The organism is Acidovorax sp. GW101-11A03 (genome assembly GCF_059424825.1).
Genome location: NZ_JBWKZU010000004.1, coordinates 104075 through 118112, shown reverse-complemented (window position 1 = coordinate 118112; position 14038 = coordinate 104075). Strand labels below are relative to the sequence as shown.

Sequence of the window (14038 nt, the reverse complement as noted above, 5' to 3'; positions counted from 1 at the left end):
CGCCGAGGGCGCTTTGGCTTCCTGCGGGGGGAATCCATAAAGCTGCGCTTTACAAACCCTCCCCCCTCCGGAACCCAATCCCGGCAACGCTAATGGCACGGCGAAGAACTCAGGGGAACGGTGCAAGCAAGGCCAGCTTGCACGGGCAACAGACAACGGTTGTCCGGCTCGGAATCTAGGGGCCCGGTACACCTGAAGGGGAACACCATGATCGCAAGCAACTACCGCAAATTTCCTGAAGCTCTGGCGCTGCAGATGCCTTTGCAGTTCGATCGCTTGCTGGTTTGGGCTACGTCGCGGCCTACGACGCGGCTTCTGCGGGCGATCAGGGCCGAGCGCGGCGCAGCTTTTAAAGCTGCCGGACGGGTGGCCTATCCAGTGCGAAAGGCCACGCCGAGCTGGGCGCGTGAGCTGGCGAAGAAGGTGCGGGACTTGGGCAAGCTGGTGAAGGCTGCGCAGGTGGCATTGCTGTTCGCTGAACCGATGAAGCGGAGCGGCTTCGGCGGGCACGTTGACAAGCTGCGCGCGATGCGTCCCCTGGCCCGCTGCCCTATCGTGGTCAGCGTCTGAATTGTCATGGCCAGATCCGTTTTGGCGACATTTCATTGGCTCAACGTAGAACGCACCTGCGCGTTGCGCGCTGCAAGGCCCTGCGACCACTCGGAAACAGGCTTGACGGGCTCAGGGCGCGCGGCAGGCATAGGGGCGGGCACAGTGCGCGGCGGTTCGGATTGGGCGGCTTGCTGGGCCGCTGGTGGGCTCTGCTGAACCTGTTGTAAACGTGCAGCGCCATGTCCCTGCCCCTGCTGATTCCAATCAACGAAGAAGCCATGGCGGACGATCTGGCCGCAGGTTGACGCGGAGACACGGAGCAAAGTGCCCTGCTGTGTGTAGCAATCACACCTTGCCCCCATCTGGACGCACGCCGCAGGGTATGGCGCTACGGTGGGCGCTGTAACCTGATCGTATGCGGGTGCAGTGTGCGGAAAGTCCGCCAGCCGGGGCTTGCGATGCTCGACATACTCCGAGACCGTCATGGGTGTCTGCCCCCTTGACGCTGCGGCCGCAGGCGCGGGTGCTGGGATCGCAGGGGCACCAAGCGCTGGTGACGCCGCTTGCTCAGTGGCGGGCTTCGCTGCAGAGAAGAACTGATGGCCCACGTAACCGGCCATGCCCACAGCGAGCAGCAATGCGCCTACACCTTTCCAGACCTTCGCCGGGATACCCTTCTTGCGCGTGTCCATGCTGGTGGAGGTGTACCAGTCGTAGACCTCGCGAGGCCACTTGCGGCTAGTGACCTCACCATCCTTGCCCGAGCCGTCCTTCTGCGGTTGATCCTTGACCGCCGACCACTTCAATTCGTTGCTGGCATCGCCCATCAACGACGCCTTGAAATGCCGATGCCAGGAAGGCGCGGCGATCAGGCGGCGCACGAAGCTATCGATGTTGAGGGGGTGCTGCGTAATGAAGAAGAAATCAAAGCCGCGTTTGCGGTTGTCCTGGGCGAGTGCGCCAATCCATGCAGGCGGCTGACCCGTTGCGCGTGTCGGCATGACCTTCTGGCATTCGTCAACGATGCAGATCGACCCATCCGGCAAATCTTCCCAGTTGGATGGCTCGAAAGGTTGCCAGCCGAAATCAAGCAGGGGTTGCTTTGCCTCAAAACCCCAGAAGAACACAGGGCGCCCGGTGCGCTCTTGGAGGTCGCGCACATCCCGCAGCGTAAACAGCGTTTTGCCTGCGCCATTGCCACCTGTTGTCAGGTACAGGTAGCCAAGCTGATAGCGAAAAGAGCGCCTCATTTCAGCACCCACTTTTTAACGGTGCCGCCGGTCAATCCTTGGAGGACCATGCGCGCAGACACAGCGCTGAGGATGATGGAGAGGAACTCACCGACGCCGAGCATGGAAAGCATGCCGACGACCTCAGGAGGCAGGGACCAGAACGACGATACAACGTTGTTCTTCGCCCAATCGAGGGTGGCGGAAAGGCCGGTGAAGGTGACAACGCTCAAGCCTAGCGATATGAGCACGCGCCCCACCAACGTTCCGGCGATGTTGATCAAAGCGCCCATGAGCGCGGCGATAAATGCGGGCATGGCCTATCCCCTAAAAACGATGATGACCCAGAGCAGCGCGCCGAAGGCCAGAAGTGCCAACCTCAACGTGCCGAGCATTGGACAGATGTTGCTCAGCGGCAGCGTGATGCTTTGCCCCATGAGATCGGCCTGCACATCACCAATGCATGACCCGGCGCCCAGCATGTTTGCGTCGCTGTACATGCTTTGCCCAAAGGCGATGGTTTCGTTACCTGGGAGGTCGTCAGTGCGCTTGCCGGTCTTACCCTTTTCCGCGTCGTAGAGGCGCGACTCTGGGGTTTGGTCGTCGAACAGCTTGCAGGCCCTGCGGTGCTGCTCTTGGGCCATCGCGCACTGGATGGCATCTCCTTCACACTGGAAGCCGCCGCCGCAGGAACCGGAGAAAGAAGAGCCTTTGTCGTCACCGTCACTGCAGAGCTTTGATTTAGGGTTCTCCTGGCAGTAACCCGGCTTTGAGGATGTGGTCGTCGTCGTGCTGGTGCTGGTGGACGTCGATCCGGTGCTGTTGTTTCTGACCGTTGTAGTGGTGGTGGTCGTCGTCGTGCACTTGTCGCCAACGCAGTTTGTTGACCGGTCAACACGACGGGTTGTAGTGTTGGTCCCGTCGTCTGTTTCCGAGTCTGTTCGCCCACCGTCGGCACCGCTGTCCGGCACTTTGTTTATGCAGACCTCGACACCGTTGACGATGCCTGTGTAGCCGTTAGGGCACTTCTCAGGCTTGGGGGCAGGCTTGGGACTTTCACCGGGGCCGATGGTGCAGGACTGATCCACCAAGTTGGAGTCAGGGGCCATCGAGATAGTGCCCTCAGAGATGGAATTGCCGCCGCCATAGTCCAAGTAAGCATCACGGCTAAACGTGACCTTGCAACCCTTGGACGGCGATGACATACCGCCGTTCGGGTTCTCTAGGCATAGCTGCTGCCCGTGCGTAACATTGCCCTGAAAGCGATAGTTTTGAGTCAAGACGCCGCCCGGAAGCGTGCCTTGCACCGCGAGATTCCAGCAGGCGTCTTTGTCCTGATTCGAGGTAGTGCACTGGCCGTCAACCTCGCGATAACCTGCGTTGCAAGCACAAGCACCAGATGACGGGCTTGAATTTGCAGGACAACCAGCAACACGCGACCAAAAGTAGGAAGCCACAAACCCTATGGTGTTGCACGTAGGCCCCGCTTGACATGACGAAGGCTCAGCGGGATCGGCAATGATGGAGAGAGGCGCCTCAAAGGGACCGTAACCACCACAACCACCAACCATTGAGCCAGCCGCAGGGACGTTGCCGGGCTTGGATGCTTCGCAGCTTTGAAATGAAGGAGGAAAAGCCGCATGCGCTGCATTGACGCTCAAGAGGCAGACTAGCAGAAGGGCTAAGCGGAGAAAATGAGCCATGCAGCCCCCAGAAACGCAACCATGACAATGAGGCCCATAACAACTCCCTTGACGATGAGCGCACAGCGCGCGCATTGGCAAAAGCCCCCAGGTCTGCAGCCCTGGGGCGCTAGGCGGTTAGGCCCAGCGATCAGCGCATAGCGCCACGCACCCAGCGGAACACGTTGACGGCCACAGCGATCAGCAGGCGGGCATTGCCCAGCAGCACGACCGTTCCGATTGCGGCGGTCATGTAGGCGATCACGTCAGTGACGTCAGGCTGCGCAGGGGGAGCGGCGAAGGCAGGCGCAGAAGCCAAGGCCATCACAGCGGCACCGGTAGCAACGCGCTTGCCGTTCTTGACGTAGCGGGCACCGGCTTGTTTTGCACGGAGAAACAGGTTCATTGGTTACTCACTTTCTTTGGTTGAAGTTCCGTCTGAAAAGATGACCCGATAAAGCTCCCGAAACAGGAGCCCTACGGACCACACCGCGATGACGGCAATCGCGAGTTGGCCGCCCTGCTCAACGGTGAGATTGAGCAATGGCGTTGTTAATTCGACCTGCAGCGTTACGGTGCAGGCCGAGGCGCATTCGATGACGACAGGGTCAGCCATGGGTGCGTGTTCGGGCGGCTGCGATGCGCTGGCGCTGGGCCATGCTGGCGTGCAGGCGGAGGGCCAGAACGTGCATGGAGCCAACGAGCAATTGCCAGAGGGCGGCGCCTATGAAGCCGCTGCAGATGCCGACGACGGCCAACCGCTGGGCCACGTGGACAAGATCAATTTCCATGGATGGGCTCCTGCTTTTTGTAGAGGTCGTCGAGGTCGATGACCTGGGGGCGATGGAATGGCTCTGTGTGGTCTTCGATGAGCTGGACGCACGTTTCAAGGTCTTCGACGATGGCGGCTTCGCAGAGCAACATGACCCACTCCGGTTGCCCGTCCTCGAAAGACGGCGCCAGGAATGCGCCTGTTGTGCGGGACTGGATCACGTTGCGCATGGCTTGCCTTTGGGCCTTAAGCGGCCTTGACCTGGGCGGCGGGTTTGATCGCCAGCAGCGTGAGCTTGGTGCTGTTGTCGGCACCGGCCACGATGTCGAATTCGCACTCGCACATCACGCCGCCAAGGGGCCACGAGTTCTTGAGGTGTGCCCACTTCTGGAACTCGGTGGAGTCGCCGAGCTTGAACGGGCGAGTGACGACACCGATGGACTCACCGCTGCTGCTTTGCGCAATGTCCACCGACAGGTGGAAGGTGGTGGAGTCAAAGGCGCGGCCTTCGTAGTCGCCCTTGGATTGCTTGAGGCCGTGCAGTACGGCTTTGCTGGTCATCTTCATGGTTGGTCTTTCGTGGCCTGGGTTAGTGGGCGTACGCGGCGTGGCCAGCACCGGAGCCCGAGATTTTTTTGAACATCTGCTGATAGATGCGCTCGACTTCGGAGCGCTTGAACTTGGCAAGACGGCCCGGCATCTCCGCGCAGTTCTCGATGAATTGCATGAGGGTTTCGCGGTCCATGTAGAGGAAGGCGAGCGCGGCTGATTTGCCAGCGGTGGAGAAGAACCAACGGGCGTTGCGCGTGCACTCGGCCATGAGGGTTTCGAGTGGTAGGCGTGGCTCTGTTTTGACGGGTTCAGGCGTTGCTATGGCACCGTGTTCGGCCAGCATCAAGGCATGCCAATCGCTGGCACCTGCGAAGAAATCGGCGGGCCTGCGGAGAATGTCCGTGGGCAGCAGGCGCTTTTGGTTTCCATAGCGCAACTCGATGCGTTGCCAGCCGGTGGCGTCCTGTTTGCCGTAGAGCTGGACGCCCTTGTCATACACGTTGGTTTGCTTGCCTGCGGCTTTGCTGCCGAAGTAGAAGGAGCGACCCACACCACCAGCACGCCATGCGCCCACACAGTTGTGTTCGGGCCGGTGGCCGTAGTGGTCCATGGCTCCGGCGTCGTAGTCGCTGGCAACGCGGTCCATGCCGCCGCTGATGCCGTCGAAGAAGTCCAAGGCCAGATCGCAGCGCGTGACCAGGGCGCGGTGTTCGTCCATGTAGTCGGCCATGCGTGGTGCCCAGCCTGGGGCAGCGAACGTGCAGGCGACGCCGTACAGGTTGCAATGGATGGTCTTTGACTGTGCGCGTTGGCGCGGGCTTTCGCCGGAGGCGAGGAAGCCGACCCAGCCGCATTCATTGCCTGCGCGCAGGATGCTCCAGCGGTGGCGGTAGAAGTCGTGGCCCTTCTTCAGTTCGGGGTCCACGGTGAAGCCTTCACCGAGGATTGCGCAGACGTTGTTGGCAAGCTCAAGCGCTTGCGTGCTGGCCGCAAAATCAGGGTCTGGAATGTCGCGCAGCAGGTGGCAGAGCTTGGAGCGACGGCGGTCGTCTTCGCTCAGTTGATGCTCTGACCGGAGGTCAAATTCCGATGCCTGGGCAGGCGGGAAAAGGTGCTCGACGGTGGGGATGGGAGCGAACCGCAGATTGACTGTGAAGCGGAGCCAATCGACATGAACGGGAGAGCCGGTTTGGACTCGCTCCGCTTGTAATCGGAGCTTGACCTCATTGCCCTCTAAAACGAGCGATGTGGGGTGCGTCATGCTGCGTCCCCTGGAAAGTTGTCCCCGTGATTACCATCGGGGACCGAAGCTGTCCGAGGTGCTACGCACCCCCCAAAATTGATAGCACCGCGCGGCTCAACCGCGCCCGCGCTACGCTTGCCGGTCGCGGCTGCGCCGCTTTCCGCCCATGCCTTGAAGGCTGCCCGCTTGGAAGCTGCGCGAACGGGCGCAGCCTGGTCGCTGTAACAGCGGTCCTGGTCTGCTGTAACAGCAGACGTTGCGCCGGCCGCTGTAACTGCGATCGATGGCTGTAACTGCGAGCCGGGACACTTGGCGGCTAGGTCCACCAGAAAACGGGCGAATGCCGGGGGCGTGCGCTCACGGTCTGCAGGCGAGAGCTTGAGGGTGCGGCCCTCAGCTCGGTGTAACTGCACAGGCAACTCACCGACGTTTTCGCGGCTGCAACCGACGATGTAGAGATATGTCGGCTTGGGTGCTGGATGGCCCCACCACCCCTGATCCACAAGGAGCGTCCAACCGCCCCAGGCATCCACCCTGCCGGGGTGCGGAAGCTGTGCGGCGTGCCATAGGGTGCTGCCCCATGGATGCTCCAGCACGCCACCGCAGCGGCGCACCTGCTCGACAGCGAACAGGGCAAGGGCTTTTTCATCTGGGCGAGGTTTGGCCCAGTGGCGCAGACGGCCCCAGCCACGACAAGGCGGGTGGCAAACAACAGGGTTCTTGCCGGTGTAGCCGCGTGCATCGCGCTGCGCGTCCCACACGTCATCCACCAGGCCGAAGTAACAGGAGTCAGAGCGGGCAAAGAGGACAGATACGCCAGGTCGCTGTAACACCGAGCTGGAGAACAGATCCAGCATTCCGGCGCCGGACTGCATGAGCACCTTACGACGAGTGCCCGCCCCCAGCGCAGACACTGCAGGAGCCGCCACAGCGCTTGCAGCGCCTTTGGTGGCTGGGGGTGGGCAGACGGGAGTTGTGGCGGTCATGGCGGCTCCGAAATGATCACAACATGTGATCGACGCGGAGTTTGACGACGCCTACATCATGTAGTCAATCAATTTGCTAACATGCTCTCAACATGTAGGCATGTTTACAACATGTAGGAGTGACGAATATGCAATCAACGATGAATCTGCTAGACGCCGCGCTTTCTGCGCAGCCCGCCCCTTACTGGACAGATAAGTTGAAGCTGTCGCGGAGTGCTTTGCACACGGCTAAGACGCGCGGTCACTTGAGCCCAGCAATTGCAGGAGCGCTGGCGGAAGAACTCGGCCAGGACGTGAAGACGTGGATAGTGGTTGCAGCGCTGGAATCAGAGCGAGAAAGCGCATGCAAGACGCGGATGTTGAAGCGCGTCGCAAAGCTCACATCTGTTTAATGATGTAATTTCGCGATGACGTCCAATTTCCGCCATGTCGCACTCATAGGCAAGTACCAAGCTTCATCTGCGGGCTCCACAGGCGACAGCTCTCGCCAGGCTTTGGAAGACATCGCCCACTTTCTTGAACGCCAGGGCTGTGAAGTGGCGCTGGAAGCGGAGACCGCCAGCAATGCGGGGCTGACGCATGACTACCCCTCGCTGAATGTAGACGAGATCGGGGCCCGGTGCGACTTGGGCTTGGTAGTGGGCGGGGACGGCACGATGCTGGGCATCGGCCGCAGGCTCGCACGGTTTGGTACGCCGCTGATCGGGATCAACCAGGGGCGGCTGGGGTTTATCACCGACATCCCCTTTGACACTTACCAGGCAACCCTCTCACCCATGCTCAAGGGTGCATACGAAGAGGATCTCCGCCCCCTGATGCATGCCACTGTGGTGCGCGATGAGCGAATAGTGTTTGAAGCCCTTGCCATGAACGATGTGGTCGTGAACCGCGGCGCCACCTCTGGCATGGTGGAATTGCGGGTGGAGGTGGGTGGGCGGCTGGTGGCAAACCAGCGCGCCGACGGGCTCATCATCGCCTCGCCTACCGGCTCGACGGCCTACTCGCTGTCAGCAGGCGGGCCGATGCTGCACCCATCCATCCCAGGCTGGGTGCTGGTGCCCATTGCACCGCACACCTTGTCCAACCGCCCCATTGTTTTGTCTGACGCCACGGAGGTGGCCGTGGAGGTGGTGAGCGGACGCGATGTCAGCGCCAACTTTGACATGCAATCATTGGCCTCCCTGCTCCACGGCGACCGCATCCTTGTCAAACGGTCAGAGCACTGTGTGCGGTTCCTGCATCCCCAAGGCTGGAATTATTTTGCAACGCTGCGCAAGAAGCTGCGCTGGAATGAAGGAGGCTCCTGACCATGGCACTCCGGCGGATCACACTGCGTGATTTTGTGATTGTCCAGACGCTGGAACTTGAACTCCAGCCCGGCTTCACTGTGCTGACTGGCGAAACCGGGGCGGGCAAGTCCATTCTGATCGATGCTTTGCAACTGGCCCTGGGTGCACGATCGGATGCCGGGGTTGTGCGCGAGGGCTGCGCCCGCACAGACATCTGCGCAGAATTCGATTGCCCAAAGCATGTTCGGCCATGGCTGGAAGAAGCCGGGTTTGATTCTGACGACATGCTTTTGCTGCGGCGCACAGTGGATGTCCAGGGAAAAAGCCGCGCTTGGATCAATGGAACCCCCGCCACGGCAGCACAGTTGCGCGCACTGGGAGACATGCTGCTCGACATCCATGGACAACACGCCTGGCAGAGCCTTACGCGCCCTGAATCAGTGCGCGGATTGCTGGATGCGTTTGCGGGCACCAGCACGGCCGACACCCAACTCCGTTGGTCGCAGTGGCGCGCGGACCAGAAAGCCCTGCAGCAGGCGCGCCAGGCCCAGGCTACCTTGCAGCAGGAGCGTGAACGCCTGCAATGGCAAATCAGTGAATTGGAAAAGCTGGCCCCCGCCACCGATGAATGGGATGAGCTGGATGCGCAACACAAAAGGCTGTCGCATGCACAAGCGCTTCTGGATGCAGCCGACGGAGCTATCCAAACCCTCCAAGCAGATGACGCCGGCGCACTCAGCGCCCTGACGAAGGCCCACTTGCTTCTGCAAACCCAGGAGCACATCGAACCCGAATTTGCCAGTTTGGCCGATATCCTGGCATCGAGCCTTGCACAAGCCAACGACGTAGTCCATTCACTGCATTCGTACCTGCGGCATGCCGACATTGATCCACAGCGCCTGGCCGAACTGGATGCACGCATGTCGCAGTGGATGACCCTCGCCCGCAGATACAAGCGGGCCCCCGGGGATTTGCCTGCGCTGCTGCAGGACTGGAAGGCCGAGCTGCGCCAACTGGACGCCGCCACCGACCTGGATCAACTGCAAGCCGCCGAGGCGGCCAGTGCCAAGGCTTACCAGACGGCTGCCAGAACGCTATCGCAGGCACGCGCCAAGGCAGCACCCAAGCTATCGACGGCCATTACCCAGGCCATGCAAGGACTGGGCATGGAGGGCGGACGATTCGAAGCGTCCCTGACCCGTGCCGAGGAACCCGCAGCCCATGGAATGGATGATGTGGTCTTTCTGGTAGCTGGCCATCCGGGCATGAGCCCCAAACCGATTGGCAAGGTTGCCTCTGGCGGCGAGCTGTCACGCATCTCCCTTGCCATCTCTGTCACCACGAGCGAGCTGGGCATGGCGCCCACCCTCATCTTTGACGAGGTGGATTCTGGCGTGGGCGGCGCCGTTGCAGAAACCGTGGGCCGGTTGATGCAGCAACTGGGCCGGGACCGCCAGGTCCTGGCGGTGACCCATCTGCCCCAGGTCGCGGCCTGCGCGCACCACCATCTCAAGGTGGCCAAGCGCAAGAGTCCAGCAGGTACCACCAGCATGGTGCTGGCCGTTCAAGAAGATCAACGTGTTGCCGAGATTGCGCGCATGCTGGGCGGCGAGCGTTCAACGGACACTACCTTGGCTCACGCCCGAGAGATGCTGGGCCATGTGACCACAACCCTGGCAGTGAATAGCTGATGGCACTTGAAATTGTCCTGATCACTGGGATGTCGGGCTCCGGGAAGTCCGTAGCCCTGCACGCGCTGGAAGACGCCGGGTACTACTGCGTAGACAACCTCCCACCCGAGCTGCTGCCCGCCTTCGTTGCGCTGGAGCATCGCCACCACGGGAACCGCGTAGCCATCGCCATGGACGTGCGCAGCGCAACCTCGCTGCACCAGGTCCCCCAGGAGCTGAATCGCCTGCGCAGCCTGGGCGTGGCCGTGCAATCGATCTTTCTGGATGCCACCATCGACACCTTGGTGCGGAGGTTCTCCGAAACGCGCCGCCGCCACCCCCTCTCCCATGACGACCTCCAGCAGGGACGACGGGCCCTGGTGCAGATCATCGAACTGGAGCGCGAACTGCTGGCGGACTTGCGTGAGCAGTCGCACGTCATCGACACCAGCACGATAAGGGCGTCGCAACTGCAAAGTTATGTCAAGAGCCTGATGTCTACTGCGCAGGGGCAATTGACTCTGGTGTTTCAGTCCTTCGCATTTAAACGCGGCATCCCCATGGATGCAGACTACGTCTTCGACGTGCGGATGTTACCCAACCCCCACTACGAGCCGACACTGCGCGATCTGACGGGGCTGGACCAACCGGTTGCGGACTTCCTGCGCCTGCAGCCCGACGTCAGCCTCATGCGCGCCCACATAGAGCAGTTTTTGGCGCATTGGCTGGACATGCTCGACAGGAACCACCGCAGCTATGTGACGGTCGCCATTGGCTGCACTGGCGGGCAACACCGCTCGGTCTATCTGGTGGAACGGCTTGCCGAGGCCTTCAGCGACCGCTGGACGGCGTTGAAACGCCACCGGGAACTCGACGGTCGCTGACCATCGAGCTGAGATCGGGCTGCGGATCAGCCTCCGGCCCCACCACCTCTCACCACAACCGGGCTTGGGTCGCATCCAGCAGTTTGCGGATAGGGGCAGGCAAACCCACAGACTGCCATTGGTCCGGCCCGAGCCACTCTCCATCCCCCAGGGCATCCACCGCAAAGTCCCCGCTGATCAGTATCGGATGGAGATGCAGGTCCCTGTGCGTGAGCACATGCAAAAAGGAAGACAGATCTTCCCGCAAGTAACGTGACGGGTCGCCAAGGCTCTGGAAAAAAGCAGCACACTCAGCTTCGCCCGGAAAGACAGGCACACAATGCATGCCTGCCCAAATGCCCGTTGGCGGGCGCCGCTGCAGCCAAGTGCGACCATGGCCATCACGAAGGATTGCCAACTGCCACGACTCGGATCTGCGGACCAGCTTGCGCGTCCGGACGGGATAGCGCTCGGGGTCACCATCTGCCAACGCCTTGCAAGACGCCATCAAGGGACAGTCGGGACAACGGGGAGCGCGTGGGGTACAAATCGAGGCCCCCAGGTCCATGAGCCCCTGGGTGTATCGGGGCATTGCTCGGACGAGGTCTTGGGTGGGTAGCAACGACTCCGCCATCCCCCACAGCAGGCGTTCGTTAGCGGCAGACGCCATGTCCTTGTCAAAGCCCAGCAAGCGCGTCAGCACCCGCCGCACGTTGGCATCCAGTATCGGCACACGCTCCGAGAAACAGAATGCCGCAATGGCTCCCGCCGTGGATCGGCCAATGCCTGGCAGGGTCGCCAAGACCTCCGCAGTGCGAGGAAACATTCCCCCGTGGTCAGCCACAACCTGCTGCGCGCAACGGTGCAGGTTGCGCGCCCGGCTGTAATAGCCCAAACCACTCCAAAGCCCCATCACCTCATCCTGGGGCGCGTTGGCCAAGGCGCTGACATCCGGGAAGCGCGCCAGGAACCGTGCGTAGTAATCCAGCACGGTGCTGACCTGGGTTTGCTGCAGCATGATCTCTGACAGCCATACGCGATACGGGTCTCGGGTCTGCTGCCAAGGCAGGTGGTTGCGGCCATGGGTGGCCTGCCATGCCACCACGCGTTCGGCGACGCGCGTGCCCTCTGCGGGCGCACTCATGCCGACACAAGATACGCGTCGGAAGCTGCGGGCTCCAGGCCCGGCAAAGCAATCAGCTGAGAAGTTAGCTCCTGCAGCCTGCGCTCCAACGAGCCCAGCGCCTCTTCACCCGCCTCAATTTCCGAAATGCGCTCCACGAGCCCGCTGGCAGCTTGCTGTATGCGATCCACCGCCTCGATACGACGTGCAAAGCTGCGGCGGCGCTCGCGCAACTGCGCATCCAGTTGGGCTGTTGCCGACTTGCTCCACAGTTCCAGATCGTTGGCAGCTGACTCATACACCGTGCGCAACCGCATGGCCAAGGCCCGTACCAGCCGCTCGGCAAACTCCGGCTGCGCCAGTTTCAGCGCATTGCCCACCCCAAGGTACTGCAAATGGCTTTGTTCGATCTGATTCAGGTCGTGCGTGAAGTGCTCCAGTTGGGGGGGCGTGGGCACCTGAAGCGAAAAACCGAATTCGGCATTGAGCTGCCGGAATGTACCGCCCAACATCGCCTGGATTTCTGTGCCTGAGGCCTGCGCCTTGTCCAGCGTTCCACGCAGTTTGTCGAAGGTCTGAACATAGATTTTCTTGACGCCCAGCTTGAGGCCTTTTTGCTGCAGCGTTTGCGCCAACTCCGACAACTCCGCCTTGAGCGCTTTGGCGCCCAATTGCTGAAACACATCCCGCAAGAGCTTGAGGTGCACGGCACGCACCGCCTGGATCTTGGCGGTGCTCAAATCAAATTCACGCTGCTCCTGCTCGATGCGGTGGCGCATGGATTCGATCACCGAGGCGTTCTTGCCCCGCAGGCTGCGCAATTCGGCCATCTGGTCATCCAGGTCACGGCGGCGAATGTTGATAACCCGCCCGGTCTCTGTGCGCAGGCTGGCCACCCCTGCGGAAACTGCTGCCCGCAAGATAGATCTGCGCCGACCCATGATGCCTTTGGCCAGGGCCTCTTCCAGAACAGGCAAACCACTGGTTTCGAGCAAGACATCATCCGCCGTGATCTTGGCAACCAACCCCTTCTGGGCTGATACGGGGACCACCCGTTCCAGCGGCACCCCCAGCATCTCCGCCGATGTTCTGCACTGGCGCTCCATCTGGGACTGCACCTGCTCGGCGCTGTTGAGCGTATCCCACAGCGTGTCGATCTTGTTCAGCACGACGAGCCGTGCATCCATGCTGTCGGGCGATATCGCAAGATGCTCACGCCAGATGGACAGATCCGAGCGGGTGACGCCAGTATCGGCACTCAGAATGAAAACCACCGCATGCGCCTGCGGGATCAGGTTGACGGTCAACTCCGGCTCTGCGCCCACGGCGTTCAGGCCGGGAGTGTCCAGAATCACCAGCCCCTGCTTGAGCAGCGGGTGGGGAATATTGATGATGGCGTGCCTCCACATGGGCACTTCCACCAAGCCCTGGGCATCGGGCACGGGGTTCTCATCGGTCAGTTCATCGTGCCAGAAACCCAGCGCACGGGCATTGTCCAGACTGACCTTGCGCACCTCAGCCACTTTCTCCAGGGCCTTGGCGATCTGGTCCGCATTGCCAACATCCAGGGGAATTTCTGTCCAGCGTTCGGTTTTGAGCCGCCATTCCGCCAGACCTTGCATCTGCAGGCGGGTTTCGATAGGAAGCAGCCGGAGGCTGGGTGCCACAGTGGCGTCATAACCCAACTCTGTGGGGCACATGGTGGTGCGGCCTGCGCTCGCAGGCATGATGCGGCGCCCATAGTCGGCAAAGAAGATCGCGTTGATCAGTTCCGATTTGCCACGCGAAAACTCAGCCACAAAGGCCACCATGACTTTGTCGCTTCGGACCTGCTCCTCCAGGCGATGCAGTCGCTCCTGCACGGCGGCATCCATCAGGTCATGCGAGGACATCCACTCGGCCAGCCGCTTGAGCTGCTGGGCGAACTCTCGCCGCCAGGCGCCATGCTGGTCGAACTGTTCGTTGAATGAAGGTCCCACTTTGCTCCCACAGATCTATGAATGGCCTACAAGGTAGACATACACAAAATATAGCATCGACCACGCGCAGGCTGTTGCAAGCCCGGACACTGGTGCTT

16 protein-coding genes are annotated in these 14038 nt (G+C 61.3%); 5 read left to right on the top strand and 11 right to left on the bottom strand.

Annotation, left to right across the window (positions count from 1 at the left end; translation table 11 throughout):
• Nucleotides 1-207 precede the first annotated feature (207 nt).
• Complete coding sequence (locus AC07Z7_RS03550) at nucleotides 208-570, top strand: hypothetical protein (RefSeq protein WP_494765334.1); 363 nt, start codon at nucleotides 208-210, stop codon at nucleotides 568-570.
• Nucleotides 571-602: 32 nt separating this feature from the next.
• On the opposite strand, the gene AC07Z7_RS03545 is transcribed toward AC07Z7_RS03550, so the two are convergent.
• The 9 genes from AC07Z7_RS03545 to AC07Z7_RS03505 form a co-directional block, all read right to left on the bottom strand.
• On the bottom strand, nucleotides 603-1802 hold the full coding sequence (locus tag AC07Z7_RS03545; protein WP_494765333.1) for a zonular occludens toxin domain-containing protein: 1200 nt from the start codon (nucleotides 1800-1802) through the stop codon (nucleotides 603-605).
• Nucleotides 1799-2098 carry a DUF2523 domain-containing protein gene (locus AC07Z7_RS03540; RefSeq protein ID WP_494765332.1) on the bottom strand — a complete coding sequence of 100 codons (300 nt, stop codon included), beginning with the start codon at nucleotides 2096-2098 and terminating at the stop codon, nucleotides 1799-1801. Before AC07Z7_RS03540 ends, AC07Z7_RS03545 begins: the two co-directional genes overlap by 4 nt.
• Before the next feature lie 3 nt (nucleotides 2099-2101).
• A complete protein-coding gene (locus AC07Z7_RS03535) occupies nucleotides 2102-3088 on the bottom strand; it encodes a hypothetical protein (protein WP_494765331.1) in 987 nt (328 codons plus the stop codon).
• A gap of 526 nt (nucleotides 3089-3614) precedes the next feature.
• Nucleotides 3615-3869: a major capsid protein gene (locus tag AC07Z7_RS03530; RefSeq protein WP_494765330.1), complete on the bottom strand. Its 255-nt coding sequence runs from the start codon at nucleotides 3867-3869 to the stop codon at nucleotides 3615-3617.
• 3 nt (nucleotides 3870-3872) lie between these two features.
• Entirely contained in the window at nucleotides 3873-4079 is a 207-nt protein-coding gene (locus AC07Z7_RS03525; protein ID WP_252659394.1) for a hypothetical protein, read from the bottom strand.
• A complete protein-coding gene (locus tag AC07Z7_RS03520) occupies nucleotides 4072-4254 on the bottom strand; it encodes a hypothetical protein (RefSeq protein WP_252659393.1) in 183 nt (60 codons plus the stop codon). Before AC07Z7_RS03520 ends, AC07Z7_RS03525 begins: the two co-directional genes overlap by 8 nt.
• The gene (locus AC07Z7_RS03515) at nucleotides 4244-4465 is read right to left on the bottom strand and encodes a hypothetical protein (protein WP_252659392.1); all 222 of its coding nucleotides are present in this window, start codon (nucleotides 4463-4465) and stop codon (nucleotides 4244-4246) included. Before AC07Z7_RS03515 ends, AC07Z7_RS03520 begins: the two co-directional genes overlap by 11 nt.
• A gap of 16 nt (nucleotides 4466-4481) precedes the next feature.
• Nucleotides 4482-4802, bottom strand: coding sequence for a hypothetical protein (locus AC07Z7_RS03510; RefSeq protein ID WP_252659391.1), 321 nt, complete (start codon nucleotides 4800-4802; stop codon nucleotides 4482-4484).
• A 22-nt stretch (nucleotides 4803-4824) separates the two neighbouring features.
• The gene (locus tag AC07Z7_RS03505) at nucleotides 4825-6048 is read right to left on the bottom strand and encodes a replication initiation factor domain-containing protein (RefSeq protein WP_494765329.1); all 1224 of its coding nucleotides are present in this window, start codon (nucleotides 6046-6048) and stop codon (nucleotides 4825-4827) included.
• 1108 nt (nucleotides 6049-7156) lie between these two features.
• Here AC07Z7_RS03505 and AC07Z7_RS03500 point away from each other — a divergent pair.
• Genes AC07Z7_RS03500 through rapZ form a run of 4 tightly spaced genes read left to right on the top strand, consistent with a single transcriptional unit; the run spans nucleotide 7157 to nucleotide 10859 of the window.
• Entirely contained in the window at nucleotides 7157-7408 is a 252-nt protein-coding gene (locus AC07Z7_RS03500) for a hypothetical protein (protein WP_494765328.1), read from the top strand.
• A gap of 15 nt (nucleotides 7409-7423) precedes the next feature.
• Nucleotides 7424-8323, top strand: coding sequence for an NAD kinase (locus AC07Z7_RS03495; RefSeq protein WP_063462566.1), 900 nt, complete (start codon nucleotides 7424-7426; stop codon nucleotides 8321-8323).
• A 2-nt stretch (nucleotides 8324-8325) separates the two neighbouring features.
• Complete coding sequence (recN, locus tag AC07Z7_RS03490; protein ID WP_494765327.1) at nucleotides 8326-9996, top strand: DNA repair protein RecN; 1671 nt, start codon at nucleotides 8326-8328, stop codon at nucleotides 9994-9996.
• Nucleotides 9996-10859, top strand: a complete 864-nt coding sequence (gene rapZ, locus AC07Z7_RS03485) for an RNase adapter RapZ (RefSeq protein WP_252659383.1) — start codon at nucleotides 9996-9998, stop codon at nucleotides 10857-10859. Before recN ends, rapZ begins: the two co-directional genes overlap by 1 nt.
• Nucleotides 10860-10908: 49 nt before the next feature.
• Here the strand turns inward: rapZ and mutY are convergent, their stop codons facing one another.
• Both mutY and AC07Z7_RS03475 read right to left on the bottom strand, forming a co-directional pair.
• On the bottom strand, nucleotides 10909-11982 hold the full coding sequence (gene mutY, locus AC07Z7_RS03480) for an A/G-specific adenine glycosylase (protein WP_494765326.1): 1074 nt from the start codon (nucleotides 11980-11982) through the stop codon (nucleotides 10909-10911).
• The gene (locus AC07Z7_RS03475; RefSeq protein ID WP_252659381.1) at nucleotides 11979-13940 is read right to left on the bottom strand and encodes a dynamin family protein; all 1962 of its coding nucleotides are present in this window, start codon (nucleotides 13938-13940) and stop codon (nucleotides 11979-11981) included. The genes mutY and AC07Z7_RS03475 overlap by 4 nt, the downstream gene beginning before the upstream one ends.
• Nucleotides 13941-14038: the final 98 nt, after the last annotated feature.

Bases quoted from the DNA above. Each gene is read 5' to 3' on its own strand.
- AC07Z7_RS03550 (WP_494765334.1), top strand. From the start codon at position 208: ATGATCGCAAGCAACTACCGCAAATTTCCTGAAGCTCTGGCGCTGCAG.
- AC07Z7_RS03545 (WP_494765333.1), bottom strand. From the start codon at position 1,802: ATGAGGCGCTCTTTTCGCTATCAGCTTGGCTACCTGTACCTGACAACA.
- AC07Z7_RS03540 (WP_494765332.1), bottom strand. From the start codon at position 2,098: ATGCCCGCATTTATCGCCGCGCTCATGGGCGCTTTGATCAACATCGCC.
- AC07Z7_RS03530 (WP_494765330.1), bottom strand. From the start codon at position 3,869: ATGAACCTGTTTCTCCGTGCAAAACAAGCCGGTGCCCGCTACGTCAAG.
- AC07Z7_RS03525 (WP_252659394.1), bottom strand. From the start codon at position 4,079: ATGGCTGACCCTGTCGTCATCGAATGCGCCTCGGCCTGCACCGTAACG.
- AC07Z7_RS03520 (WP_252659393.1), bottom strand. From the start codon at position 4,254: ATGGAAATTGATCTTGTCCACGTGGCCCAGCGGTTGGCCGTCGTCGGC.
- AC07Z7_RS03515 (WP_252659392.1), bottom strand. From the start codon at position 4,465: ATGCGCAACGTGATCCAGTCCCGCACAACAGGCGCATTCCTGGCGCCG.
- AC07Z7_RS03510 (WP_252659391.1), bottom strand. From the start codon at position 4,802: ATGAAGATGACCAGCAAAGCCGTACTGCACGGCCTCAAGCAATCCAAG.
- AC07Z7_RS03505 (WP_494765329.1), bottom strand. From the start codon at position 6,048: ATGACGCACCCCACATCGCTCGTTTTAGAGGGCAATGAGGTCAAGCTC.
- AC07Z7_RS03500 (WP_494765328.1), top strand. From the start codon at position 7,157: ATGAATCTGCTAGACGCCGCGCTTTCTGCGCAGCCCGCCCCTTACTGG.
- AC07Z7_RS03495 (WP_063462566.1), top strand. From the start codon at position 7,424: ATGACGTCCAATTTCCGCCATGTCGCACTCATAGGCAAGTACCAAGCT.
- recN (WP_494765327.1), top strand. From the start codon at position 8,326: ATGGCACTCCGGCGGATCACACTGCGTGATTTTGTGATTGTCCAGACG.
- rapZ (WP_252659383.1), top strand. From the start codon at position 9,996: ATGGCACTTGAAATTGTCCTGATCACTGGGATGTCGGGCTCCGGGAAG.
- mutY (WP_494765326.1), bottom strand. From the start codon at position 11,982: ATGAGTGCGCCCGCAGAGGGCACGCGCGTCGCCGAACGCGTGGTGGCA.